22 protein-coding genes and 8 pseudogenes are annotated in these 25,464 nt (G+C 71.8%); 25 read left to right on the top strand and 5 right to left on the bottom strand.

The features are described from left to right. The 14 genes and pseudogenes from sufB to glgA form a co-directional block, all read left to right on the top strand. Positions 1-832: pseudogene (sufB, locus tag UK82_RS38215) on the top strand (Fe-S cluster assembly protein SufB); the annotation flags it as partial. After that, positions 832-2,049, top strand: a complete 1,218-nt coding sequence (gene sufD, locus UK82_RS16270; protein ID WP_055407991.1) for a Fe-S cluster assembly protein SufD — start codon at positions 832-834, stop codon at positions 2,047-2,049. The pseudogene sufB and the gene sufD, both read left to right, overlap by 1 nt. Further along, on the top strand, positions 2,046-2,417 hold the full coding sequence (locus UK82_RS16275) for a non-heme iron oxygenase ferredoxin subunit (RefSeq protein WP_044884721.1): 372 nt from the start codon (positions 2,046-2,048) through the stop codon (positions 2,415-2,417). Before sufD ends, UK82_RS16275 begins: the two co-directional genes overlap by 4 nt. A gap of 8 nt (positions 2,418-2,425) precedes the next feature. Then, positions 2,426-3,217, top strand: coding sequence for a Fe-S cluster assembly ATPase SufC (gene sufC, locus UK82_RS16280; protein WP_173667301.1), 792 nt, complete (start codon positions 2,426-2,428; stop codon positions 3,215-3,217). Continuing rightward, positions 3,214-4,536, top strand: a complete 1,323-nt coding sequence (locus tag UK82_RS16285; protein ID WP_044884719.1) for a cysteine desulfurase — start codon at positions 3,214-3,216, stop codon at positions 4,534-4,536. The genes sufC and UK82_RS16285 overlap by 4 nt, the downstream gene beginning before the upstream one ends. Then, positions 4,533-5,075: a Fe-S cluster assembly sulfur transfer protein SufU gene (gene sufU / locus UK82_RS16290; protein WP_044884718.1), complete on the top strand. Its 543-nt coding sequence runs from the start codon at positions 4,533-4,535 to the stop codon at positions 5,073-5,075. Before UK82_RS16285 ends, sufU begins: the two co-directional genes overlap by 4 nt. Further along, positions 5,072-5,515, top strand: coding sequence for a metal-sulfur cluster assembly factor (locus UK82_RS16295; RefSeq protein WP_044884717.1), 444 nt, complete (start codon positions 5,072-5,074; stop codon positions 5,513-5,515). Before sufU ends, UK82_RS16295 begins: the two co-directional genes overlap by 4 nt. A gap of 196 nt (positions 5,516-5,711) precedes the next feature. Then, on the top strand, positions 5,712-6,338 hold the full coding sequence (locus UK82_RS16300; protein ID WP_055407993.1) for a uridine kinase: 627 nt from the start codon (positions 5,712-5,714) through the stop codon (positions 6,336-6,338). 457 nt (positions 6,339-6,795) lie between these two features. Further along, positions 6,796-7,101, top strand: a complete 306-nt coding sequence (locus UK82_RS16305; protein WP_052681034.1) for an XRE family transcriptional regulator — start codon at positions 6,796-6,798, stop codon at positions 7,099-7,101. A 146-nt stretch (positions 7,102-7,247) separates the two neighbouring features. Beyond that, a pseudogene (locus UK82_RS42780) lies at positions 7,248-7,398 on the top strand (type II toxin-antitoxin system RelE/ParE family toxin); the annotation flags it as partial. 1 nt (position 7,399) lies between these two features. Next, positions 7,400-7,613, top strand: a pseudogene (locus UK82_RS38220) (type II toxin-antitoxin system RelE/ParE family toxin); the annotation flags it as partial. Further along, positions 7,606-7,902 carry a helix-turn-helix transcriptional regulator gene (locus tag UK82_RS16315; protein WP_044884773.1) on the top strand — a complete coding sequence of 99 codons (297 nt, stop codon included), beginning with the start codon at positions 7,606-7,608 and terminating at the stop codon, positions 7,900-7,902. The pseudogene UK82_RS38220 and the gene UK82_RS16315, both read left to right, overlap by 8 nt. Before the next feature lie 321 nt (positions 7,903-8,223). Further along, a complete protein-coding gene (glgC, locus tag UK82_RS16320) occupies positions 8,224-9,462 on the top strand; it encodes a glucose-1-phosphate adenylyltransferase (RefSeq protein ID WP_044884715.1) in 1,239 nt (412 codons plus the stop codon). A 107-nt stretch (positions 9,463-9,569) separates the two neighbouring features. Further along, positions 9,570-10,769 (top strand): glycogen synthase, encoded by a 1,200-nt coding sequence (gene glgA / locus UK82_RS16325; RefSeq protein WP_044884714.1) that lies wholly within the window; start codon positions 9,570-9,572, stop codon positions 10,767-10,769. A gap of 46 nt (positions 10,770-10,815) precedes the next feature. Here the strand turns inward: glgA and UK82_RS16330 are convergent, their stop codons facing one another. The 3 genes and pseudogenes from UK82_RS16330 to UK82_RS38230 all read right to left on the bottom strand — a co-directional run. Beyond that, positions 10,816-11,733: a hypothetical protein gene (locus UK82_RS16330; RefSeq protein WP_044884713.1), complete on the bottom strand. Its 918-nt coding sequence runs from the start codon at positions 11,731-11,733 to the stop codon at positions 10,816-10,818. A 122-nt stretch (positions 11,734-11,855) separates the two neighbouring features. Next, positions 11,856-12,239: GDP-mannose 4,6-dehydratase (locus tag UK82_RS38225; protein ID WP_236706005.1), on the bottom strand; the 384-nt coding region annotated here is incomplete at its 5' end. A 1-nt stretch (position 12,240) separates the two neighbouring features. Further along, positions 12,241-12,860 (bottom strand): annotated as a pseudogene (locus UK82_RS38230) (dTDP-glucose 4,6-dehydratase); the annotation flags it as partial. A gap of 240 nt (positions 12,861-13,100) precedes the next feature. On the opposite strand from UK82_RS38230, the gene UK82_RS42785 reads away from it, so the two are divergent. From UK82_RS42785 to UK82_RS16360, 8 genes and pseudogenes are all read left to right on the top strand, one after another. Then, positions 13,101-13,609: circularly permuted type 2 ATP-grasp protein (locus UK82_RS42785; protein WP_396230572.1), on the top strand; the 509-nt coding region annotated here is incomplete at its 3' end. Position 13,610: 1 nt separating this feature from the next. Further along, positions 13,611-14,699, top strand: a pseudogene (locus tag UK82_RS16340) (circularly permuted type 2 ATP-grasp protein); the annotation flags it as partial. After that, a partial coding sequence (locus tag UK82_RS16345; RefSeq protein WP_236706007.1) for an alpha-E domain-containing protein occupies positions 14,693-15,447 on the top strand: 755 nt, incomplete at its 3' end. The pseudogene UK82_RS16340 and the gene UK82_RS16345, both read left to right, overlap by 7 nt. Before the next feature lies 1 nt (position 15,448). Next, positions 15,449-15,640: pseudogene (locus tag UK82_RS38240) on the top strand (alpha-E domain-containing protein); the annotation flags it as partial. A 178-nt stretch (positions 15,641-15,818) separates the two neighbouring features. Further along, positions 15,819-16,664: a transglutaminase family protein gene (locus tag UK82_RS16350; RefSeq protein WP_044884772.1), complete on the top strand. Its 846-nt coding sequence runs from the start codon at positions 15,819-15,821 to the stop codon at positions 16,662-16,664. 187 nt (positions 16,665-16,851) lie between these two features. Next, positions 16,852-17,519, top strand: a 668-nt coding sequence (locus tag UK82_RS38245; RefSeq protein ID WP_236706008.1) for an ATP-binding cassette domain-containing protein, incomplete at its 3' end; no start/stop codon positions are given. A 1-nt stretch (position 17,520) separates the two neighbouring features. After that, positions 17,521-18,465, top strand: a pseudogene (locus UK82_RS38250) (ABC-F family ATP-binding cassette domain-containing protein); the annotation flags it as partial. 180 nt (positions 18,466-18,645) lie between these two features. Continuing rightward, positions 18,646-19,611, top strand: a complete 966-nt coding sequence (locus tag UK82_RS16360) for a cation diffusion facilitator family transporter (protein WP_044884708.1) — start codon at positions 18,646-18,648, stop codon at positions 19,609-19,611. A 56-nt stretch (positions 19,612-19,667) separates the two neighbouring features. Here the strand turns inward: UK82_RS16360 and UK82_RS16365 are convergent, their stop codons facing one another. After that, the gene (locus tag UK82_RS16365; protein WP_055407998.1) at positions 19,668-21,254 is read right to left on the bottom strand and encodes a hypothetical protein; all 1,587 of its coding nucleotides are present in this window, start codon (positions 21,252-21,254) and stop codon (positions 19,668-19,670) included. Positions 21,255-21,892: 638 nt separating this feature from the next. Between UK82_RS16365 and UK82_RS16370 the strand changes: the two genes are divergently transcribed. The 3 genes and pseudogenes from UK82_RS16370 to UK82_RS16380 all read left to right on the top strand — a co-directional run bounded on the left by UK82_RS16370 (position 21,893) and on the right by UK82_RS16380 (position 25,120). Next, positions 21,893-22,111 carry a helix-turn-helix domain-containing protein gene (locus UK82_RS16370; protein WP_009399485.1) on the top strand — a complete coding sequence of 73 codons (219 nt, stop codon included), beginning with the start codon at positions 21,893-21,895 and terminating at the stop codon, positions 22,109-22,111. Positions 22,112-22,475: 364 nt separating this feature from the next. After that, a pseudogene (locus UK82_RS38255) lies at positions 22,476-22,962 on the top strand (enoyl-CoA hydratase/isomerase family protein); the annotation flags it as partial. A 256-nt stretch (positions 22,963-23,218) separates the two neighbouring features. Next, on the top strand, positions 23,219-25,120 hold the full coding sequence (locus UK82_RS16380) for an ABC transporter ATP-binding protein (RefSeq protein WP_370657128.1): 1,902 nt from the start codon (positions 23,219-23,221) through the stop codon (positions 25,118-25,120). 74 nt (positions 25,121-25,194) lie between these two features. Here the strand turns inward: UK82_RS16380 and UK82_RS16385 are convergent, their stop codons facing one another. Further along, positions 25,195-25,374 (bottom strand): hypothetical protein, encoded by a 180-nt coding sequence (locus UK82_RS16385; protein ID WP_044884704.1) that lies wholly within the window; start codon positions 25,372-25,374, stop codon positions 25,195-25,197. Positions 25,375-25,464 lie beyond the last annotated feature (90 nt).

Below are 25,464 nucleotides of genomic sequence, written 5' to 3' on the forward strand. Positions count from 1 at the left end.
GCCGGGCGTGCAGGTGGAGATCCCGCTGCAGGCCTACTTCCGGATCAACACCGAGAACATGGGCCAGTTCGAGCGGACCTTGATCATCGTCGACGAGGGTGCCTACGTGCACTACGTCGAGGGCTGCACCGCGCCGGTCTACTCCTCGGACTCGCTGCACTCGGCGGTCGTCGAGATCATCGTGAAGAAGAACGCGCGCTGCCGGTACACGACCATCCAGAACTGGTCGAACAACGTCTACAACCTGGTCACCAAGCGGGCCGCCTGCCACGAGGGCGCCACCATGGAGTGGGTCGACGGCAACATCGGCTCCAAGGTGACGATGAAGTACCCGGCCGTGTGGCTGCTCGGCGAGCACGCCAAGGGCGAGGTCCTCTCGATCGCCTTCGCCGGTGCCGGCCAGCACCAGGACGCCGGCGCCAAGATGGTGCACGCCGCGCCCCGCACGTCGTCGACGATCATCTCGAAGTCGGTGGCCCGCGGCGGCGGCCGCACCTCCTACCGCGGCCTCGTGCAGATCAACGAGGGCTCCGCGGCGTCGAGGTCGACGGTCAAGTGCGACGCGCTGCTCGTCGACACCGTCAGCCGCTCGGACACCTACCCCTACGTCGACGTGCGCGAGGACGACGCCTCCATCGGCCACGAGGCCAGCGTCTCCAAGGTCGGCGCGGACCAGCTCTTCTACCTGATGAGCCGCGGCCTGTCGGAGGAGGAGGCGATGGCGATGATCGTGCGCGGCTTCGTCGAGCCCATCGCCCGCGAACTGCCGATGGAGTACGCCCTCGAACTGAACCGGCTCATCGAGCTGCAGATGGAAGGTGCGGTCGGCTGATGGTCGTCATCGATGCCACCGGGCGCCCCCCGATGGCCTCCGGAGCCGTGCCCCGCCCGGTGCGATCGCGCAACCCGCTCGACCACGACGTGCCCACCGGCCGCGAGGAGGCGTGGCGGTTCACTCCGCTGCGCCGGCTGCGTGGCCTGCTCACCGGCCCGGACGCCGACGGGAAGGTCTCCGTGACCGTCTCCGCGCCGGCCGGGATCGCCGTGGAGCAGCTCGACGCCGCCGACCCGCGGATCGGCCGGTCGTACACGCCCGCCGACCGGGTCGCCGCGTTCGCGCTGGCCCGGGCGGGCGGTGCCACGGCCATCACCATCCCGGCCGAGGCCGCCCCGGCCGAGCCCGTGGTCGTGCACCTGCACGGCGAGAGCCCCCGGGCTGCGGCCGGCACCGCCGCCGGGGTCGCCTACGGTCACCTGCTCGTCGAGATCGGCCCGTTCGCGTCGGCCACCGTCGTGCTCGACCACACCGGCAGCGCCACCTACGCCGGCAACGTCGAGGTCCACGTCGGCCACGGCGCCTCGCTGACCTTCGTGTCCCTGCAGGACTGGGACGCGGGCGCGGTGCACGTCGGTGCGCACGCCTACTCGATCGGCCGCGACGCGAAGCTGCGCTCGTTCACCGTCACCCTCGGCGGCGACCTGGTCCGGCTCAGCCCGACCGTCGACTACCGCGGCCCGGGTGGCGACGCCGAGCTCAACGGCGTGTTCTTCACCGACGCCGGCCAGCACCAGGAGCACCGGTTGCTCGTCACGCACACCCCGCGGTCGTGCCGCAGCCGGGTGACCTACAAGGGCGCTCTGCGCGGCGACGGGGCGCACTCGGTGTGGATCGGCGACGTCGTCATCAACGCCGACGCGGTCGACACCGACACCTACGAGCTCAACCGCAACCTGGTGCTCACCGACGGCGCCCGCGCCGACTCGGTGCCCAACCTGGAGATCCTCACCGGGGAGGTCGTCGGGGCCGGCCACGCCAGCGCCACCGGCCGCTTCGACGACGAGGCCCTGTTCTACCTGCAGTCCCGCGGCATCCCGCCGGCCGAGGCCCGCCGGCTCGTCGTGCACGGCTTCTTCGCCGAGGTCATCGACCGCATCGAGGTCGCCGACCTGCGTGACCGGATCATGGCGTCGGTCGCGGCCCGGCTGGGCGAGACGCCGGCCGAGGACGAGCCCGCGACGCCGGCCGGGGCCGAGACGGTGGGCGCATGAGCGCCGCCGCAGACTCCGCCGCCGACTCCGCGGCCGTGCCTCGCTGGCACCGGGTCTGCGCGCTGGCCGACCTGAAGGACGACACGGCGCTCGGCACCGAGATCGAGGGCGTGCCGGTGTGCGTCGTGCGCGCCGGGGAGCGCGTCTACGCGGTGCGCGACGAGTGCTCGCACGCCGACGTACAGCTCTCGCAGGGCGAGGTCGAGGACGGCAAGATCGAGTGCTGGCTGCACGGGTCCCAGTTCGACCTGGCCAGCGGCAAGGCGCTGACCCTGCCGGCGATCGACCCGGTGCCCACCTACGCAGTGACCATCGACGGCGACGACGTGCTCGTCGACGTCGCACATTCGAACCTGGAACGAGGGTGACGGCAGCGGTGTCGACCTTGGAGATTCGTAACCTGCACGTCTCGGTCGAGACGGAGGAGGGCCCGCGCGAGATCCTGCGCGGCGTCGACCTGACCGTCCGCACGGGCGAGACGCACGCGATCATGGGTCCGAACGGCTCGGGCAAGTCGACGCTGTCGTACTCGATCGCGGGCCACCCCAAGTACACCGTGACCGACGGCAGCATCACGCTCGACGGTGAGGACGTCCTCGCGCTGGGCGTCGACGCCCGCGCCCGCGCCGGGATCTTCCTGGCGATGCAGTACCCGGTGGAGATCCCCGGGGTGTCGGTGTCGAACTTCCTGCGCTCCTCGGCCACGGCCGTGCGCGGCGAGGCGCCGAAGCTGCGGACCTGGGTCAAGGAGGTCAAGGCCTCCATGGAGGCCCTGGAGATGGACCCGTCGTTCGCCGAGCGCGGCGTCAACGAGGGCTTCTCCGGTGGTGAGAAGAAGCGCCACGAGATCCTCCAGATGGCGCTGCTCAAGCCGAAGATCGCCGTGCTCGACGAGACCGACTCCGGCCTCGACGTCGACGCGCTGCGCATCGTCTCCGGCGGCATCGAGGCCGTGCGGGCCAAGGGGGAGACGGGCATCCTGCTCATCACCCACTACACCCGCATCCTGCGCTACATCAAGCCCGAGTTCGTGCACGTGATGGCGGCCGGGCGGATCGTCGACGAGGGCGGCCCGGAGCTCGCCGCCGTGCTGGAGGACTCCGGCTACGACCGTTACGTCAAGGGCGGCGGGGCCGCGGCGCCGGCGGGAGCGGGGGCGGTGTCATGACGCTCACCGAGTCGCTGATCGCCGGCGGCACACCGGGCGCCACAGGCTTCGACGTCGAGCAGGTCCGCAAGGACTTCCCGATCCTGGCCCGCACGGTGCACGACGACCTGCCGCTGGTCTACCTCGACAGCGCCGCCACCTCGCAGAAGCCGCTGGCCGTCCTGGACGCCGAGCGCGCCTACTACGAGCTGCACAACGCCAACGTGCACCGTGGCATCCACGTGCTCGCCGAGGAGGCCACCGGCCTGTACGAGGCGACGCGGGACAAGGTCGCCGCCTTCATCGGCGCGACCGACCGGCGCGAGGTCGTCTTCACGAAGAACTCCACCGAGGCGCTCAACCTCGTCGCCTACGCGATGAGCAACGCGGAGACCACCGGCGGGGAGGCGGAGCGGTTCCGGCTCGGCCCCGGCGACGAGATCGTCGTGACCGAGATGGAGCACCACTCCAACCTGGTGCCCTGGCAGATGCTCGCCCGGCGCACCGGCGCCACCCTGCGCTGGATCGGCCTGACCGACGACGGCCGGCTGAACCTCGACAACCTCGACGCGGTCATCACCGACCGGGCGAAGGTCGTCTCGATGGTCCACCAGTCGAACATCCTCGGCACGGTCAACCCGGTGGCGCGGATCGTCGCCCGGGCCCGCGAGGTCGGCGCGCTCACCGTCCTCGACGGCTCCCAGTCGGTGCCGCACATGCCGATCGACGTCGCCGAGCTCGGCGTGGACTTCCTGGCCTTCACCGGCCACAAGATGTGCGCGCCGACCGGCGTCGGGGTGCTCTGGGGGCGCTACGAGCTCCTGGAGGTCATGCCGCCCTTCCTCGGCGGCGGCGAGATGATCGAGATCGTCACGATGGAGGGGTCGACCTACGCGGCCCCGCCGCACCGCTTCGAGGCCGGCACCCCGATGATCAGCCAGGTCGTCGGGCTCGGCGCCGCCGTCGACTATCTGACGGCGCTGGGCATGCCGGCGATCGCCGCGCACGAGCACGCCGTCACCGCGTACGCCCTCGACGCGCTCGCCACCGTGCCCGGCACCCGGATCATCGGCCCGCCGACCGGCACCGACCGCGGCGGGGCGATCTCCTTCGTCCTGCACGACGACGCCGGCCGGGCGATTCACCCGCACGACGTCGGCCAGCTCCTCGACGAGCGCGGCATCGCCGTGCGCGTCGGCCACCACTGCGCCCGGCCGGTCTGCCTGCGTTTCGGCGTGCCGGCCACGACCCGGGCGTCGTTCCACCTGTACACGACGACCGGCGAGGTCGACGCGCTGGTGGAAGGTCTGCACGGGGTTCGGAGGTTCTTCTCGAGGTGAAGCTCGATTCCATGTACCAGGAGATCATCCTGGACCACTACCGCAATCCGCTGCACCGCGGCCTGCGCGACCCGTTCGACGCCGAGGTGCACCACGTCAACCCGACCTGCGGCGACGAGGTCACCCTGCGGGTGAAGGTCTCCGACGGGGTCGTCGAGGACGTCTCCTACGAGAGCGAGGGCTGCTCGATCAGCCAGGCCTCGGCGAGCGTCATGAGCGACCTGGTCATCGGCAAGAAGGTCGACGAGGCGCTGGAGCTCGAACGCGAGTTCCTCGCGCTGATGCAGTCGCGGGGCACCGCGGAGGGCAACGAGGACGTGCTGGAGGACGCCGTCGCGTTCGCCGGCGTCTCCAAGTACCCGGCGCGGGTCAAGTGCGCCCTGCTGTCCTGGATGGCCTGGAAGGACGCGACCGCCAAGGCCGTCGACCCGGCCGCCGCCGCCGCGCCCACCCCCGGCCTCGCGGCCCCGTCGCTGACGCCCGCCGCCGGTGCCGGCGCCGGCCCCGCCCTGGACGTACCCGAGCAGGAGAAGCCATGAGCGAAGTGGTAACCGACACCCGTGACGAGACGGCGGCGAGCGACGCCCCGGCGCAGCCGACCGGCGGCACCGAGACGCCCGCGCCAGCCACCGTCGCGGAGCGGGCCGCGGGCCTGGAACTCGCCGAGTTCGCCGACATCGAGGAGGCGATGCGCGACGTCGTCGACCCCGAGCTCGGCATCAACGTCGTCGACCTCGGGCTCGTCTACGGCATCCACGTCGCCGACGACAACACCGTCACCCTCGACATGACGCTGACCTCGGCGGCCTGCCCGCTGACCGACGTCATCGAGGACCAGACCCGCTCCGCGCTCGTCGACGGCCCGGACGGCCTCGTCGCCGGCGTGACGATCAACTGGGTCTGGATGCCCCCGTGGGGCCCTGACAAGATCACCGACGACGGCCGCGAGCAGCTGCGCGCCCTCGGCTTCAACGTCTGACCCGCCCAGCGAGCCGCCGCCGGTCTGGCCGGGATCGTCCTCCGGCCAGACCGGGCCGCCGCCCCGATCATCCGGGTTTCGCCGCAGCGCCTGCACGGCCCTGGGCGGCCGAATAAATGCCGGTGAACGGATTGACGTTCAGCCCCCGGCTTCGCTGAATATCGCCATCTCGATGTGAGCCTGGGCTGGAATCACCATGACCGCAGCCGACACCGTGGATATCGCTGTTCTGGCCGAGCGCATCATATGTGCCGCTGCGGCTCGTCCGAGGGTCCTCGTCGGGATCGACGGCCCAGGCGCCGCCGGCAAGAGCACGCTGGCCGGTCAGCTGGCGGCTGCCATCCCTTCCGCGCACGTCGTGCATGTCGACGACTTCTACCTGCCCTCCAGTCGGCGGACTGAACGGCGGGGCGCCGTTGGCCCACTGTTCGATCTGCCTCGGCTCGCCGACCAGGTCGCCATTCCAGGTGCGGCCGGCGCCGCACTGCGCTATCAGCGCTATGACTGGATCAAGGACGATCTTGCCGAATGGATTCAGGTCCCCGCCGGTGCATCCCTCATTGTCGAGGGCGTCTACTGTCTCGAGCGGAAGCTACGCGCTTGTTACACTTTCACCGTGTTCTGTCAGGCAGAACCAGCACTACGCCTCGCTCGCGGTCTACAACGCGACGGGGAGGAGTCGCGTGATCAATGGGTCAACGAATGGATGCCGGCCGAGAATGAGTATATGGCGCTACAACGGCCGGATCGCTTCGCCCAGATGGTCGTCGACAGCTCGGTCGTCGACGACGTAGAAACGGTGTTCCGCGTCGCCGGGGTTTAAACAGCTCACGGCGTCTCGTCTCAACAGCGAAGTCGCCTCAACAGCGAAGTTGAGTCCTCTCTGGCCGACACTAGCAGTGCCGTACACACCGCGGGCCGCGCCGACGACATGTCGGTCAACGCCTGACGGAAATTGCTGTTTCTGCGGGTAGGCCCGCACGCGTCTTCATTACGCACGTCGGTCGCCGCCTGCGTGGCCACGCGACTTCGCAGCCTTGGGTCCATCTCAAGAGCCGACTCATGCCGTCTCCGCGGCCGCCGAGCGAGGCGAGGGTCGTGAACCTGGCCCACCTCGCCAAGCCAGCCCCTCGGCCCCGGCCGGGGCCCCTGGCCCCGGCCAGGTGTTCCGCGGAACCGCGTGGCGATCAAGGTGTTCCGCAACATCAAAGTTGCCGACGACCGGTACGACGACTGGCTACATGATGATCATGGCGACTGAATCGACAGGAGGCGGGGCCGTGGCGTCCACCTGGAACGAGACGCGGTCCAGGCGACCGCCTCGCGAGGACAGGGTTGCCGAGCACCGGGCCCGGATCGATGCCGAGGTGCGTGCCTACCGGCTGCGGGAGATCCGCGAGGAGCAGGGACTCACGCAGGTCGAGCTCGCGGAGCGGATGCACGTCAGGCAGCCCCCTGTGTCCGATCTTGAGCGGGGAGCTCTCGATCGTGCTGGGCTGTCGACCATCCGGGCCTACGTGGAAGCCCTCGGCGGGAAAGTCGAGATCATCGCCGACTTCGGTGATCGCCGGGTCGTCCTGAGCTGACGGCCGGGCGGCCGACGCCCCGGCCGCTTTTAACCGGGCGGGCATCCCACCTTTCCCGCTGGCGGACTATGGCGTGCGTGGTCCGGGTGGTGCCTGCCTCGGTCCTGCCGCCTGGATCGCCGTCGATCGAATATAGCGTCAACGCTATGAACTGGGGTACCGTCGAGCTGGAACCGGAGGTCCGGGACTGGCTGGAGCGGTTGCCGACCGCGCAGTTTGCGACGGCCGCCTTCTAGGTGGACCTGCTCGCTGCGCAGGGGCCGTTGCTGGGTGAGCCGTACACACGGCAGCTCGACGNCAAGCTGCGGGAGCTGCGGTTCCATCTGGAAGGTCGGGCTGTCCGGGTGACCTACTGGATAGCGTCGGGCAGGCGGATGGTGCTGCTGACGGTGTTCGCCAAGACGCGGATGCGAGAGGCCGCCGGGGTGTCCCGAGCGAGGCGTGCGCTGGCGCGGTGCCTGGCCGCCGAGCACACGGCAGACGAGGATGCGAGGGATGGCGGCGATGGCTGAACGGTCGGACTGGGCGCAGCTGCGGGAACGGCGGATGGGCGAGCTGGGTGCGCGGGATGCTTACCAGTCGGCCAGGCTGGCGTTCGAGCTGGGCCGGTCGGTGCGGGAGCTGCGCCAGCGGCGCGCCTGGAGCCAGGCCGAGCTGGCCGCTGCGGCGGGCATGACGCAGTCGGCGGTGGCACGGTTCGAGGCCGGTGGCACCGTACCGACACTGCCGGTGCTGGAACGGCTCGCCGAGGCTCTCGATGCCGACCTCGACGTCCGCGTCATCCCTCGCCCCGCGGCTTAGGAGACGTGGGCGGTCGCGTGGCTCGGTCGATCGGCGTGGCCCGACCGGGCCGGTTCGAGGCCGGGGACGACCCCGTTCGGGGCAGTCGTCCGGCGGCGGTTCCGAGCCTTCCAGGCCCAGCTTGTAGGGTCGCAACAGGCGATCGGCGGCGTCATCGGTCCTTCCCGGCAGTGGCTCTCATTCAGCGGAATCTCCCTTCGTGCTCGGTGCGGCTCGGCGTGTCGGTCGGGACCTCGGGTCTGGTGGGAAACCCGCTGGGGGACAGGGCGTATCGGCCCGCGGATCGCCCCGCAGACCACGCCATGAGACGGGAGCAAGTCTGTGCCGAGCCCGCGGGTCCTCGGCCTGGTGCTGGCCGGGGGGGCCGGACGGCGGCTGGCGCCGCTGACGGCTGACCGGGCCAAGCCCGCCGTTCCCTTCGGTGGGTTGTACCGGCTGATCGACTTCGTGTTGTCCAACCTCGTGAACGCCGGCTATCTGCGGATCGCCGTGCTTACTCAGTACAAGAGCCACAGCCTCGACCGGCACATCACCACGACGTGGCGGATGAGCAACCTGGTGGGGAACTACGTCACCCCGGTGCCGGCGCAGCAGCGCCTCGGCCCGCGGTGGTTCGCCGGCAGCGCCGACGCGATCCACCAGTCGCTGAACCTCGTCCACGACGACAATCCGGACATCGTCGTCGTCTTCGGCGCCGATCACGTCTACCGGATGGATCCCCGGCAGATGGTCGCCCAGCATCTCGAGTCCGGTGCCGGGGTGACCGTCGCCGGGCTGCGGGTGCCGCGCGCGGACGGCCGGTCGTTCGGGGTGATCCAGACCGGCCGGGACGGTCGGACCATCGAGGCGTTCCTGGAGAAGCCCGCCGACCCGCCCGGCCTGCCGGACAGCCCCGAGGAGACGTTCGCGTCCATGGGCAACTACGTCTTCTCCACCGACGTGCTCATCGAGGCGCTGCGGAAGGACGCCGCCGACGAGGACAGCCCGCACGACATGGGCGGCGACATCATCCCGATGCTCGTCTCGCAGCGGGCCGCGGCCGTCTACGACTTCAGCGACAACGTCGTGCCCGGCACGACCGACCGGGACCGCGGCTACTGGCGTGACGTCGGCACGCTCGACTCCTACTTCGACGCGCAGATGGACCTGTGCGCGCTCGACCCGGTGTTCAACCTGTACAACCGCGAGTGGCCGATCCTGACCAGCGTGCCGTCGCTGCCGCCGGCCAAGTTCGTCCACGACGATCCGCGGCGTACCGGCATGGCGATCAACAGCATCGTCAGCAACGGCGTGATCGTCTCCGGGGGCACCGTGCGTTCCTCTGTGCTCTCGCCAGGCGTGCGGGTCAACTCCTGGGCCGAGGTCGACCGCGCGGTCGTCCTCGACAACGCCGTCGTCGGGCGCGGCGCCGTCGTCCGCGACGCGATCCTCGACAAGAACGTCCACGTCCCGCCGGGCGCTCAGGTCGGCGTCGACAAGGACCGCGACCGCGCCCGCGGCTACACCGTCAGCGAACGCGGCATCACCGTGGTCGGCAAGGGCGTCACCGTCACCGACTGACTCCCCGCCGCCCGCTCCGGCGCGCCCCCGCACCACCGCACCAGCACCACCGCACCAGCACCACCGGCCCCTGCAACACCACCAACCCGTCGATGGAGAGACAGTCCATGCGCGTCGCGCTGCTCACCCGCGAGTTTCCCCCGGACGTCTATGGCGGGGCGGGTGTGCACGTCGAGTACCTGGCCCGCGAGCTCGCCCGGCTGGTCGACCTCACCGTGCACCGGGAGGCCGGCGGGCATCGGGAGGCGGCCGCCGGCGGCGACCGGGCCGTGGTGGAGGCGTCCGGCGGGCCGGGCGTCGCCGCGGTGCGCGCCCACCCGAGCTGGGCGGCGCTCGCCGGCACCGACGACGTGCTGCGCACCCTGTCGATGGACCTGTCGATGGCCGCGGCGGCCGTCGGCGCGGACGTGATCCACTCCCACACCTGGTACACCAACCTCGGCGGCCACCTCGCCGCCCTGCTCGGCGGCGTCCCGCACGTGATGACGTCGCACTCGCTGGAGCCGCGCCGGCCGTGGAAGGCCGAGCAGCTCGGCGGCGGCTACCGGCTGTCGTCGTGGTCCGAGCGGATCGCCATCGAGTCCGCGGCGGCGGTGGTCGCGGTGAGCGCCGGGATGCGTGCCGACATCCTCGACGCCTACCCGGCGGTCGACCCGGCGCGGGTGCACGTGATCCGCAACGGCATCGACACCGACGAGTACCGGCCCGACCCGGCAACCGACGTGCTGGAACGGCACGGGGTCGACCCGGAGCGGCCCACGGTGATCTTCGTGGGGCGGATCGCCCGGCAGAAGGGGCTGCCGGTGCTGCTGCGCGCCGCGTCGGCGATCGACCCGCGGGCGCAGCTCGTGCTCTGTGCCGGCGCCCCGGACACCCCGGAGCTGCTCGCGGAGACCACCGCCCTGGTCGACGGGCTGCGCGTCGAGCGCGGCGGCGTCGTCTGGCTGAACGGGATGCTGACCAAGCCCGAGGTCATCCAGCTCCTCAGCCACGCCACCGTGTTCGTCTGCCCGTCGGTGTACGAGCCGCTGGGCATCGTCAACCTGGAGGCGATGGCCTGCGGCACCGCCGTCGTCGCCTCCCGCGTCGGCGGCATCCCGGAGGTCGTCGACGACGGCGTCACCGGGCTGCTCGTGCCGCCCGACGAGCCGAAGGCGCTCGCCGACGCCGTCAACACCGTGCTCGCCGACCCGGCGCGGGCCGCGGCGATGGGCCGCGCTGGGCGGGAGCGGGCGGTCGGCGAGTTCGGCTGGGCGGCCGTCGCCGAGCGCACCGCGGCCCTGTACGACTCCGTGGCCAGCCGCTAGCTGGCCGAACGACGCCACGGGGCACCGGCCCGCCCGGCGGGATCCCTCAGGCCTGGCCGGTGTGGCCGCGGATGACGTCGTCGACGGTGTCCGCCGTGGCTGCGCGCCGTAGCCACAGATCCAGCAGGTCGATGTCGACGCACTCCAGGATCCGCTGGCGAATCGCCTCGGGCACGGGGACCCCGCGGCTGTCCAGCACGAGCAGTACCGCCTTCGCCTCGCCGCGAGCCTCGCCGCGAGCCTCGCCACGGGCTTCTCCGCGAGCCTCTCCGCGTGCGTCGATCTCGTTGTAGCGTTCGTAGTGGTAACGCCGTCCGACGGCAGTCGTCATGAGGAAAGCCTCCCATCGGTCGCGGGCCGCCTGGGGCAGCCGACCCACGGTCACATCATCGTAAAAGATCTTCTTCTCGGGTTCCAGTGCGTCCAGCGCCGCGAGCAGTGCCGGGAACATCACGTCGATGTCGGCGTCGTCGAGATGGCACGTCGCCGCGAACAGCGCGGACGCCGGCCGCGCCGTCGCCTGCTCGACGTCCGGGAGCAGCGGAACATCGTCGGCGGTGAACATCCGCGGAGACAACCGCGCCCCGCTGTGGGTGTCCGCGGCGATCTGGTCGCGGTACCAGCGGGCGACCGCCGGATCCGGCACGAACACCACCAGCGAAGCCGTCACCCGGAACTCGGTCTCCAGATGTCCGACATACAGCTTCCACGACCCCAGCTTGCGCGGGTCACGGCCGCGCTGAACCTCGTAGACGGTGCCCCGTACCGGGGTGTCCTCCGAGTCGCAGTACAGCACCATCGCGTCGGCGAGAAAGGTCTGCGGACGCACATGGGGGTCATGCAACCGGGCGTGATCGAACGCCGGCGCGTCCTCACCGCCGAGCAGCTCCGTCTGGACCCAGTCGGGCAGGGCGGGGTCGAGCCGGAGGAGCTCAAGCGGTATCTCGTGGGCGGAAGTGGGCATGCCGCCACCATGCCAGGAAGGTGTGACAGATCTGGCGCGTCGCGTCACTGTCGACCACATCGCCGCAAGGTGCGCTGCCAGTATGTGTGCTGGCAGTAACGCTGCCGACTCGTGGCGGGTGGTCAGTTCTTCCAGGCGGTCTCGGTGACCGGGGAGCGGCCCAGCAGCGGGCGCCACCAGGACTCGTTCTCCTTGTACCAGGCGATGGTGGAGCGCATCCCCTCGCTGAAGTCGATCAGTGGCGACCAGCCGAGCTCCGTGCGCAGCTTGGTGGAGTCCAGCAGGTAGCGGCGGTCGTGGGAGGGCCGGTCCGGCACGATCGTCTTCAGTGACGCGGGCAGGCCGAGCTCGGCGAGGACGGTGTCGGCGATCGTGGAGATGTCGGCCTCGACCCCGGAGCCCACGTGGTAGGTCTCGCCGACGCGGCCGCGGTCGAGTACGGCGTCGATCGCCCGGCAGTGGTCCATCACGTGCAGCCACTCGCGCCGGTTCGTCGTCGACGCGTANAGCGGGAGCTGCTCGCCCTGCAGCGCCCGGGTCACGAACAGCGGGATGACCTTCTCCGGGAACTGGTACGGCCCGTAGTTGTTCGAGCAGTTGGTGATCGTGACCGGCAGGTCGTAGGTGTAGCCGTAGGCGCGCACGGCGTGGTCGCTGCCGGCCTTCGCCGCGTTGTACGGGGTGCGCGGCAGGTAGGGGGCGTCCTCGGTGAAGGCGCCCGGGTCGTTGAGGTCCATGTCGCCGTAGACCTCGCAGGTGGAGATCTGGTGGAAGCGGGCGATCCCGACCGTGCGGGCCGCCTCCAGCAGCGCCTGGGTGCCCATCACGTTCGTCGAGAAGAAGTCTCCCGGCCGGATGATCGCCAGGCTGTTGTGCGACTCCGCGGCGAAGTTCACGATCACGTCGACCGAGTGCTCGCGCAGCGTGGACTCGACGAGCTCGCGGTTGCGGATGTCGCCGTGGACGAAGGTGATGCGCTCGGCGAGGTCGGCCAGGTTCTCCCGGCAGCCCGCGTAGGTCAGGGCGTCGAACGCCACGACGGCGTCCGCGGGGTGCCGCTCGCGCCAGTAGCGGACGAAGTTCGATCCGATGAACCCGGCGGCTCCGGTCACCAGCAGCGTCGACATCGTTCGGCCTTTCGGTCGGCCCGCATGCTTCGGCGCACGCGGTGGGATGGGCGGTCGGCGGCCATGGTCTCGCGGCCCGGGCCAAGCGGGTTCAAGTCTGCCTGGTGCGCGTCGCGGCGGTCCGCGCCGGGTTGGCAGGGAGGGCCGGGGCCCCCACCCCACCATCCGGTGAGGGTGACCAGCCCGGTCCAGGTCGGCGACGTCACGCGGAGGTAACACGCGCAAATTACGCTCCGGGCTGTGGCGGACCTGTTCGAGGGTTATCCGGCAGAGGCGGCGGCCACGGCGGCCTGGGACGAGGTGTTCGAGGCGTCGAACACCCCCCGGGACGTGTACGCCGCCCTCTACGACGCGTTGCAACCCCTCAGCAGCGCAGATCTCGCGGCCCGCAAGGTCGCCCTGGACCGGGCGTTTCGGGACGCGGGCATCACCTTCAACCTCTTCGGTGAGGAGCGGCCGTTTCCCCTGGACCTCGTGCCGCGGCTGCTCGCCGGCGACGAGTGGGACGTCATCGAACGCGGCGTCACCCAGCGTGTCCAGGCGCTGGAGGCGTTCCTGGCGGACGTCTACGGGCCGGCCGAGGTGCTCGCCGACGGCATCGTGCCACGCCGGCTCGTGCTGACCAGTGCCCACTTCCACCGCGCGGCGCACGGCATCGACCCGCCGAACGGGGTGCGGGCGCACGTGTCCGGCATCGACCTCATCCGCGACGAGCAGGGCGGCTTCCGCGTCCTGGAGGACAACGTCCGNGTGCCGTCCGGGGTCAGCTACGTGATCGAGAACCGCCGGGCGATGACCCGGGTGTTCCCGGAGCTCTTCGCCACCCACCGGGTGCGGCCGGTCGCCGACTACGCCACCCACCTGCTGCACGCGCTGCGCGCCGCCGCGCCGCCGGAGGTCGCCGACCCGACGGTGGTCGTGCTCACCCCGGGCGTGTACAACTCCGCCTACTTCGAGCACGCGCTGCTGGCCCGGCAGATGGGCGTGGAGCTGGTCGAGGGCCGCGACCTGTCGGTGCGCGACAACAAGGTCACCATGCGGACCACCGAGGGCGAGCAGCCGGTGCACGTCGTCTACCGCCGGGTGGACGACGACTGGCTCGACCCGCTGCACTTCCGGCCGGAGTCGATGGTCGGCTGCGCCGGCCTGGTCAACGCCGCCCGCGGCGGGCACGTGACGATCGCCAACGCGGTCGGCAACGGGGTCGCCGACGACAAGCTGATGTACACCTACGTCCCCGAGCTCATCCGGTACTACCTCGGCGAGGAGCCGATCCTGCCGAACGTCGACACCTACCGGCTGGAGGATCCCGACCAGCGGGCCTACGTCCTTGACCACCTGGACTCCCTCGTCGTCAAGCCGGTCGACGGCTCCGGCGGCAAGGGCATCGTCATCGGGCCCCAGGCCAGCGACGCCGAACTCGCCGAGCTGCGGGTGCGGGTCAGCGAGGACCCCCGCGGCTGGATCGCCCAGCGGGTCGTGAAGCTCTCGACGTCGCCGACGCTGACCGATGACCGCCTCGGCCCCCGGCACGTGGACCTGCGCCCGTTCGCCGTCAACGACGGCAACAAGGTGTGGGTGCTGCCCGGGGGGCTCACCCGGGTCGCGCTGCCGCGGGGCAGCCTGGTCGTCAACTCCAGTCAGGGCGGCGGCTCCAAGGACACCTGGGTGCTCGCCGCCGAGCGCAACCCGCGCGAACCGGCGCTGCCGATGGCCCGCCCGCCCGGTGCCGCCGTCCGCCCCGCCAGCGGCCCGGACCACGGCCCGGTCTCCTCCGACCAGCAGCAACAACAGCAGCAGAACCAGGCCGGGATCGCCGCGGGGAGCCGGGGATGCTGAGCCGGATCGCCGAGTCGCTGTTCTGGATCGGCCGCTACGTGGAGCGGGCCGAGTCCACCGCCCGCATCCTCGACGTCCACGTCCACCGGGTGCTGGAGGACCCGTGGCTCGACGCGAGCTCCGCCGGCCGCGAGCTGCTCGCCGTCATGGGCCAGCCCGCCACGTTCGACCAGCAGGTCGACTCCCGCACGGTGACCGAGACCCTCGCCTACGACCCGGCGCGGCCGTTCAGCATCACCGGGGCGCTCTCGGCGGCCCGGGAGAACGCCCGCAGCGCGCGCGTGGTCGTCTCCAGCGACGTCTGGGAATGCCTCAACGCCACCTGGAACGACCTGCCGCACACCGAGGAGCTGGCCCGCCGCCTCGGCCCGCACGTGTTCTTCCGCTACGTCCGCGAGCGCACCGCGATGCTCGCCGGGCTGGTCGACGCCACCCTCGCCCGTGACGACGGCTGGCGCTTCCTGGTGCTCGGCCGCAGCCTGGAACGCGTCGACATGACCTCCCGGCTGCTGTCGTCGAGCATCAGCGACGACCCGCACTCGCAGAGCTGGATCAGTCTGCTGCGCTCCTGCGGCGCGCACGAGGCGTACCTGCGGACCTACCGGCGCGCCGTCGACGCCGCCCGGGTCGCCGAGTTCCTGCTGCTCGACCGGCTGTTCCCGCGCTCGGTGTACTGGTCGCTGGCGCTGGCCGAGGACATCCTCGCCGAACTCGACGGCGGCCGCGGCCGGCCTCGGTCCACCGTCGANGACGCCGCCCGGCGGACGGTCGGGCGGACCCGCACGGAGCTGGAGTTCCACAGCGTCGCCGAACTCGTCGAGAACATGCCGGACCTGCTCGCCTCCCTGCAGAGCACCTGCTCGTCGGTCAGCGGCGAGGTGACGGCTCGCTACTTCGCCCGGGAGGCGCCGCGGTCCTGGGCGATGGAGGTGCCGGCATGAGCCGGCCGTCGCGGCTGACTCGCCCGGCCAGCCCCACCCGGGTGGTCCACCCGGCTCGGGGCGACGCCGCGGTCCGGTGGACGCGGCGGGCCCCGGCGCTGCGCCGGGGGCGGCCGGCGAGCCCGACCCGCTCGGTGGGCCCGACCCGGCCCACCCGACCCATCCGAGGGGACTCCTGGTGAGCTGGCAGATCCGCATCGAGCACTCGACGGGCTACCGCTACGCCAGCCCCGTGCTGTCCTCCTACAACGAGGTCAGGATCATCCCGCAGACCGCCGCGTCCCAGCTCACGCTGGAGGCCACGGTCCGCACCGAGCCGGCGGCGACCACCTACCGCTACTGGGACTACTGGGGCACCCAGGTCACCGCGTTCGACCTGCACACCCCGCACACCGAGCTCGTCGTCACGGGCCGGTCGATCGTGCAGACCGCCGCGGCGCCGCAGCCCCCAACCGACGTCCCCACCTGGGAGCGGCTGGGCGCCGACCCGGTCGCGGACGAGTTCGTCGAGTACCTGCGCCCGTCGGCGTCCACCCCGGAGCACCCCGAGCTCTCCGCCGCCGCCCGCGACCTCGCCGCCCGCCACGGGCCGCGGGAGTTCATCCCCGCCGTCGGCGACTGGGTGCGCGAACGCCTCGCCTACCGCCGCGGCACCACCGGCGTGCACACCTCCGCGGTGGAGGCGTGGCGGCGCCGGGAGGGCGTCTGCCAGGACTTCGCCCACCTCGCGCTGGTCCTGATGCGGGCGGCGGGCATGCCGGCGCGCTACGTCTCCGGCTACCAGCACCCCTCCGCCGCCGCGGAGGTCGGTGAGACCGTCGAGGGGCAGTCGCACGCCTGGGTGGAGGGCTGGCTCGGCCAGTGGTGGGGCTTCGACCCGACCAACGCGGTCCCCGCCGGCGAGCAGCACGTGGTCGTCGCCCGCGGCCGTGACTACAACGACGTCCCGCCCGTGCGCGGCGTCTTCTCCGGCGGCACCTCCACCTCCCTCGGCGTCACCGTCGCCGTGACGCGCCTGGCCTGACCTCGCGGGCGGCGACGTCGCGACCGGAGGGCGTCGCCACCCGAAGACGGCACCGTAGTCTGGACGGCATGAGCATCGCCGTGTCGTGATCGGATGATGTCCCGCCCCGGTGGCGTTTCCACCGTCGTCCGTAGCCGTCTGACGTCACCACGGCGTCGCCAGGAAGCCCGAAAGAGGCCCAACCTCAATGATCATCGTGTCCGAGCTCGAACTGCGCGCCGGAGCCCGCACCCTGATCGAGCCCGTCTCCTTCCGGGTGCAGCAGGGCGACCGGATCGGTCTGGTCGGGCGCAACGGCGCGGGTAAGACGACGCTGCTGAAGGTGCTGGCGCGCGAGGGCCTTCCGTTCGCCGGTGGCGTCGATGTCCGCGGCGAGCTGGGCTACCTGCCGCAGGATCCGCGCGCCGGCGACCCGACCGACACCGCCCGCGACCGGGTGCTGTCGGCCCGCGGCCTCGACGTCCTGCTGCGCGAGATGGAGAAGCTGCAGCTCGAGATGGCCGAGCTGGTCGACGCGAAGGCCCGGGACGCGGCGATCCGCCGCTACGGCAGTCTGGAGGAGCGCTTCGGCACGCTCGGCGGGTACGCCGCCGAGGCGGAGGCGGCCCGGATCTGCTCGTCGCTGGGCCTGGCCGACCGGGTGCTCGCCCAGCCCATCGGCACGCTGTCCGGCGGACAGCGCCGCCGGGTGGAGCTGGCCCGGATCCTGTTCGCCGGGTCCGGCAGCTCGGATGCGACGCTGCTGCTCGACGAGCCGACGAACCACCTCGACGCCGACTCCATCGTCTGGCTGCGCGACTTCCTGCGCGCGCACAACGGCGGCCTCGTCGTCGTCAGCCACGACGTCGACCTGCTNGACCGGTGCGTCAACAAGGTCTTCCACCTCGACGCCAACCGCGCCGCCCTCGACGTCTACAACGTCAACTGGAAGACGTACCTCAGCCAGCGGGAGCTCGACGAGCGGCGCCGCAAGCGGGAGCGCGCCAACGCCGAGAAGAAGATCGACTCACTGAAGGCGCAGGCCGACAAGATGCGGGCGAAGGCGACCAAGGCCCGCGCCGCCCACCAGATGGACCGCCGTGCCGAGCGGCTGGCCGCCGGCCTCGCCGAGGTCCGCGTCGCCGACCGGGTGGCGAAGCTGCGCTTCCCGGACCCGGCACCCTGCGGGCGCACCCCGCTGACCGCCACCGGCCTGTCGAAGTCCTACGGTTCGCTGGAGGTGTTCACCGACGTCGACCTGGCGATCGACCGCGGGTCCCGGGTGGTCGTCCTCGGGCTCAACGGCGCCGGCAAGACGACGCTGCTGCGCATTCTCGCCGGGCAGGAGCGGCCGGACACCGGCGAGGTGCATCCGGGGCACGGCCTGCGGCTGGGCTACTACGCGCAGGAACACGAGACGCTGGACACCGACCGCTCCGTGCTCGACAACATGCGGGCCGCCGCGCCGGGCACCTCCGACGTGGAGCTGCGGCGCATCCTCGGCGCGTTCCTGTTCAGCGGTGACACCGTGGAGCAGCGCGCGCAGACCCTCTCCGGTGGCGAGAAGACCCGCCTGGCGTTGGCCGGACTGGTGTGCAGCTCGGCGAACGTGCTGCTGCTCGACGAGCCGACGAACAACCTCGACCCCGCCTCCCGGGACGAGGTGCTCGCCGCGCTGAGCACCTACAAGGGGTCGGTGGTGCTCGTCACGCACGACCCGGGTGCGGTCGAGGCGCTCGACCCGCAGAAGGTGCTGATGCTGCCCGACGGCGTCGAGGACAACTGGTCACCCGATCTCATGGAGCTGATCACCCTGGCGTGACGCCCGCCGGGGGCGGTCCGTCGCCCCGTCGGGACGCCCGCGCCCCGGGACGCTCGCGACACCGAGACGCTCGCGCCACCGGGCGCGCCCGTACCCGCCGCAGGACCGGCGGGGCGGACTTGCCAGACTGGGGCGTCAGGTCGGAGGGGACACCGGCCTGACCCGAAGTGGAGAGTCTTTGTGAGTACGCAGGGCGGCACCAAGGCGGTTCTGGCGGCGCTGGCCGCCAACCTGGGCATCGCGGTGACGAAGTTCGTGGCGTTCCTGCTCACGCAGTCGTCGTCGATGCTCGCCGAATCCATTCACTCGGTCGCCGACTCCGGCAACCAGGGTCTGCTGCTGCTCGGCCAGCGCAAGTCGGCCAGCCCGCCCGACGAGGAGCATCCCTTCGGGTACGGCCGCGCGCGGTACATCGCCGCCTTCCTCGTCGCCATCGTGCTGTTCAGTGTCGGCGGGCTGTTCTCCGTCTACGAGGGCGTCGAGAAACTCCGCCACCCGCATGAGCTGGACAGCGGCCTCATCGCGATCGTCATCCTGGTGATCGCCGTCGGGCTGGAGTCGTACTCGCTGTCCACCGCGGTCCGCGAGTCGAGCAAGACCCGGGGGGACCGCTCCTGGTGGCAGTTCATCCGGGAGGCGCGCGCACCGGAGCTGCCGATCGTGCTGCTCGAGGACCTGGCCGCCGAGCTGGGGCTGATCTTCGCCCTGCTTGGCGTCGGGCTGACCCTGCTGCTCGACGATCCGATCTGGGACGGGGCCGGCACTCTGGCCATCGGCATCCTGCTGCTTGTCGTCGCCGTGCTCGTCGCGACCGAGGCGTACGGCATGCTTGTCGGGGAGGCGGCGACCCCGCAGGCCGTCGCGACGATCCGCGGCACGCTCGCCGCCGCGCCCGGGGTGACGAAGGTCATCCACCTGCGGACCCTGCACCTGGGCCCGGACGAGCTGCTCGTCGCCGCCAAGATCGGGATTGCGCCGACGGCGACGATGCGGGAGGTCGCCGCGACCATCGACGGCGCCGAGGAGGCGCTGCGGGCGTCCCTGACGGTCCCGATGCGAATCTTCCTGGAGCCGGACATCCCCCGCGACTCGCTGCCCCGACCGTCCGCGGGCGGCACCGAGGCGACCTCCGCGCCCGCCGTCTGACGCGCGGCCGCCGACGCGCCTCGTTCGGAGCGGTTCCGGGCCTTCTCCGGGGCGGGTCAGGCCGGGGGGCCGCCGAGGCAGAGCCGCAGGGCGAGGGCTCCGATCGCATTCAGTGACACGAGGATGACGGGCAGGCTACCGGCCTGCAACCGGTCGCCCGGCCGGGCTGGTCGGGGCCGGGGTGCCACCGCCGCGACCAGCAGCCAGGGGAACACCGGCAGCCAGCTCCGTTCCACCCCGCCCTCGGCGAGGCCCAGGGCCACCGCGAACAGCACGGTGGCGGTGGCACCGACCAGGAACGGCCAGCCCGGCGTCAGCCGCAGCCGGCGCGCGGCCCGGACGGCGACGGGACCGGTGGCGAGAACCAGGACGGTCAGGTCCAGGAAGATCCAGGCCAGCGCGGCTCCCGCCGACGGTCGCGGCGCGCTGGCCAGGGCCAGCCCGTCCGGCCAGGAGAAGCCCCAGGCGTAGAACAGCCACAGCGGCAGCAGCGCGCCGAGCCCGGTGATGACGTTGAGCAGCGGCCGGCGCCGCACGAAGTAGGCGGCCGCGACCGCCACCCCCAACCACACCGGGGCATAGCCGAACAGCGCCGCCAGGCCCAGCAGCAGCCCGCTCGCCAGCGCCCACCAGACCGACCGGCGCTCTGGTTCGCAGCCGACCACGCCGACGGCGACCGCCAGCGCGGCAAGCGTGGCGGTGACGGCGTCCGGAGAGGCTGCCAGCCAGCCGCTCCACGGCGCCAGGACGAGGACGGGAACCAGCCGGCGGGCCGCGGTCTCGTGGCACAGCGAGCGCATGGCGACGCACACCACCGGAACGGTCAGCGCGCCGAGCGCGGTGAACAGGACGCCGATCGCCACGGCGCCGTGCAGCCCCGCCCGGGTGAGCAGCCAGGTGGCGAGCACCGGACCCGGCGGGTGCGCCGGCAGCACGGCGACTGCGCCGGCGGCCGCGTGTGGCGTCGTCGTCGTGTAGGCGGCGAGCAGGCCGAGCGGGTCGTCGCCGACCGCGCCGGCCGCCGCGAGCAGGTCCGCCGGTGCCCGCAGGCCGGCGGTGAGATCCCCGGGGGCGACCAGGGCGAGTGCGAGGCTCCATGCCAACGAACCGAGATAGCCCAGCAGCAGCAGAACGCTCCAGGGCAACCGGAACACCACCGACCGCGCGGCCGGGGTGGTCGGTGGCGCTGTGTGGGTGGTGGTGGTGGTGGAGCTGTCGGTCGGCGCGGTCGAGGCGGCCGATGGCGCTGTGTCCGGGGCGGTGGCGGCCCCCGGAACGACGTCGGCGGTCGGGGTTGTGTCGCCGGGCTGGGCCGGCGGCCGGATCGTCGAGGCCCACCAGGCCGTGAGCGCGATCACGACCGCGGCGACCGCGAGCGGGACCACGACGAGCGGGTCCAGCCGCGGCTCCCAGCCGTCGTGCCACGGGGGGCGCGTCAGGCCGAGATCGACGTCGGTGCTTGCCAGCAGGGCGGTGCCGGCGAGCCCAAAGGCGACCAGGGCCAGCCAGATCCCGGCCTCGGCGAGCTCCGCGCGCACCGCCGGCCCGAGCGCCGCCGTGGGCGCGCCGGCCCGCCGATCCGCCGATCCCCGCGCGGCCGTCGGGACGCCCGCCCGCTCCGACGCGCTGCCGGTGACGCTCACGGCCTCGCCCCGCCGGCCGTCGCGTCCCGGGACGTACCCGGCGCCGAACCGGCGATCATCACTTCACGGGCCACCCCTGCACGGTAACGAGTCTCCTGCCGGCTGAGGTCCAGGGCCGATCGGCGCGCGGGTTCCGGGTGCGCGAGCCCAGGCCGGACCGGCGCCACGGGGGGCGGGCACGCACCGTGCGGCGGTGGTCTTCCCGCCGGCCACGGCCCTGCACGGGCCGGTGCCGGGTGTGAGTAATCAGTCGGTTTGATCTGCGGCGTTCGCGGTCCGTCGGCGGGCTCTGTACAGTGATCGACTGTTGGTTGTACCTGCGGTATTGCGTTGAGGGAAGATCGCCGATCATGCTGGTGACGATGTTCGCGGCGACGCGCCGTTGCCGTTGTTAGGCCGTGCGTAGGGGATTGGGGACACTGGTCACCGTGCATGGTCGGCCGTGGACGCCCGGCGTGCGTGCGGGCGGGTGCGACCCGGGCCATGTCGGCGCTGGCGTCGGCGTGGAGATGGAAGCGCGAGGGCACGGTCACGCACCGGCGCGCCGCGTGTGATGGATCACATCTGCTTCGAGTGGCGCGTTCACTCGAGCTGAGTGAAGATCGGTTCGCAGATCATCGAACACGGAGGGGGCCACGTTGGCCGAGCTTAGGAAAGGAACCCGGATCACCGGCGCCGAGCGGGACAAGCTCGCTGCCGAACTTCGGAAGAAGTACGAAGGTGGGCAGAGCATCCGTCTGCTCGCCGAGTCCTCTGGCCGTTCGTACGGTTTCGTCCACCGGATCCTGTCGGAGTCCGGCACGACCCTGCGCGGCCGTGGCGGTGCGACCCGGGGCACCAAGAAGAAGAGCGCCTGATCATGGCGGTGCCGGCCGCCGCCGAATCGGCGGCGGCCGGACTGCGGGTGGAGGTCGTCGGACCTGTCGCGACCATCCGGCTGTCCGGATCCGGTGATCCCGGATCCCTGGAGGGTCTCGGCTCCGCCCTTGATGACGCCCAGCGGCGCATGGGCGGCGACGTCCGGGTCGCCGTCCTCCGCGTGGGCGATCAGGTTCCGCCGGCCGCGGACACCGCGGCGTGTCCGCCGGGCGGCGCCAGGAACGCACCATTCCCCTCGTCGCCCGCGCGAGTGGATCCGGCCTCTCTGATCGAGGGGTACCGGGTCTGGCGGGAGGCACTCGACCGGCTGACCATGCGAGCCGACCTCATCAGCATCGCCGNGGTGGCGGAGGTCACCGAGGACGTGGGCACCGCCCTCGTGGTCGCCTGCGACCTACGGATCTTCGCCGTCGACGCGGGGCTGCGCCCCGTCTGGGCGCGCGGCGGCCTGCTGCCCGCGGCGGGTGCGCTGACCCGGCTGGCCGACCTCATCGGCTGGTCTCGTGCCCTCGACCTGTGCCTGGCCGGGGGGCAGCCGCTTGGTGCGGCGGAGGCGGCCCGTCTCGGGCTGGCCCAGCGGCTGGTACCCCGCCCGCGCCTGGACGACGAGGTCGACACGGTGGTCGCGGGCCTGCTCGCCGCATCCCGTGCCGTCACCGTCGAGGTCAAGGCGCTTCTGCGCGGCGCCCGACCGGTCGGCCGATCCGTGGTCCCGACGCGGGCCGGGGCCGCTGCCGACCATCGCGATCTTCCCGACGCCGAGGGTGAGGCGTGGGCGCGTACGCTTTTCGACCTGCTGGACGCCTCGCGGGGCATCGCCGCGGGCTGATCCGCCCGGGGACGGCGCCCGATCGCGGCCCGCGCCCCGACTGGCGCGGTCCGAGGCCGCCCTGACCGCGACCGATTCGACCGAGGCCGCCCTGGTCGCGGGCCCGCCACGCGATCACCACCGTCCGAGCCCGCCACCGTCCGAGCCCGCCACCGGTCGGCGGGAATTACCGCGAACCACGTGTGCTTACTTGCTTACAGTGCAAGCAGTGGAAGTAGGAGGCGTGATGAGACCGGGTTCGGACAGTGGGGCTTTCATGCGATCCGTCACCCGCGACCGCACGGCGGCGAGGACCTCGCTGCGGCCGGGGACGCTGCGCCGCATCGCGGCCTTCGCGCGGCCCTGGCGTGGCCATCTGGTCTGGTTTCTCCTCCTCATCGTGGTGAGCGCCGCGCTCGGCGCGGTCGTCCCGCTGATCCTCAAGGAGATCATTGACGGCGGGATCGGGCGTCACCGGGTGGGCTACGTCGAGGTACTGGCGGCGGTCGTCGCCGCGCTGGCCCTCCTCGACGCCGGCCTGTCCCTCGCCCAGCGCTGGTTCTCAGCCCGTATCGGCGAAGGCCTGATCTACGAGATGCGCAGCCAGATCTTCCGGCACGTGCAACGCCAACCGCTGGCGTTCTTCACCCGCACCCAGACCGGGGCGCTCATCAGTCGGTTGAACAACGACGTGCTCGGCGCGCAGTCGGCGTTCACCAACACGTTGTCCTCAGTGCTGTCGAATGTGCTCTCGGCCGGGTTCGTGCTTGCCGCGATGCTCGTACTGTCCTGGCAGATCACTGTTGTGTCACTGGTGTTACTTCCGGTTTTCATCTTTCCCGCTCGCGCGTTCGCGCCCCGGCTCGCCCGGCTGACCCGGGAACGGTACGGGCTGAACGCGGACATGAACAACACCATGACCGAGCGATTTAACGTGTCGGGCGCGATGCTGGCCCAGCTCTACGGGTCCCCGGAACGTGAGGAGGTCAACTTCCGCGGCCGGGCCCGGCGGGTACGAGACATCGGGGTCACCCAGGCCATGTACGGCCGAATATTCTTCGTCTCGCTCAGCCTCGTCGCATCGCTGGCGACCGCGATCGTCTACGGCGTCGGCGGCCGTCTCGCGGCCCGGGGAGATCTCGAGGTCGGCACTCTGGTTGCGCTCACCGCGTATCTCGGCCGGCTCTACGGGCCGCTCACCCAGTTGTCGAACGTGCACGTCGACGTCATGACCGCACTCGTGTCGTTCGAGCGCGTCTTCGAGGTTCTCGACCTCGAACCGGCGATCGTCGACCGGCCTGATGCCGTCGATCTGCCGGCGGGCGCGGCGGCCGTCGAGTTCGATCACGTCGGATTCCGATACCCCGCCGCGGACGAGGTTTCCCTGGCCTCACTGGAGTCCGTCGCGGTCCTCGACACCAGGATCCCCGCGCCGGTGCTGCACGACATCACGTTCCGGGCGGATCCCGGTCAGATGATCGCACTGGTCGGACCGTCCGGTGCCGGGAAGACGACGATCAGCCAACTGATCCCACGGATGTACGACGCCCGGTCCGGCGTGGTCCGGGTCGGTGGGCACGACGTGCGCGACCTGAGCCTGCAGTCGCTGCGCTCCGCGGTCGGTGTGGTCACTCAGGACGCCCACCTGTTTCACGACACGGTGCGGGCCAACCTGACCTTCGCTCGGCCGGACGCCACCGACGAGCAGATGTGGTCCGCGCTGGACGCCGCCCGGATCGGGGAGCTGGTGCGCACGCTGCCGGACGGGCTGGACACCGTCGTCGGCGACCGCGGGCACCGGCTGTCCGGCGGGGAGAAGCAGCGGCTGGCGATCGCCCGGCTGCTGCTGCGCGCGCCGGGCATCGTCGTACTGGACGAGGCGACCGCGCATCTCGACAGCGAGTCCGAGGCCGCGGTGCAACAGGCGCTGAGCGCGGCGCTGGCCGGCCGTACCTCGCTGGTGATCGCGCACCGGCTGTCCACCGTGCGGGAGGCCGACCGCATCCTCGTCGTCGACGGCGGCCGCATCGTGCAGAGCGGCACCCACGACGAGTTGCTGGCGCGTGGCGGCCTGTACGCCGAGCTGTACCGGACCCAGTTCCGCCCCGCCACGGAGTCCACAGAGCCCGCGGGGTCCACGGAGCCCACCGTCGACCCCGCGGCCGCGGTCCCCGCCTGAGCCGACCCGGGACCCGGCCGCGCCGCAGACGCGGGCACCGCCGTTCGGGGGAGGCGCCGGGGTAACCCGTTCGGTCAGGTACCGGGTTCCACCGAACGTGGCGGTGCTGCGGCGAGCGCGGCGGACTGCGCGGGCGCCGGCCCGGGACGCGGATCCGCGGCGGCGGGGCCGGGTTCGGGTGCGGTGGTGATCTCGACCACGGCGATGTCGATGTCACCGGACGGCTGACGGTGAATAGCGGGATTTCGATTCATGTCCGACTCCGGGGGTGCTCGACCGTGTCATACCGACTTCCGCGTCCGGGTGGAGCGGCTCCCAGGAACGTCGGCACCCTTGCCGTCTTT

Origin of the sequence: Frankia sp. ACN1ag (assembly GCF_001414035.1) — a bacterium.
GTDB lineage: Bacteria > Actinomycetota > Actinomycetes > Frankiales > Frankiaceae > Frankia > Frankia torreyi.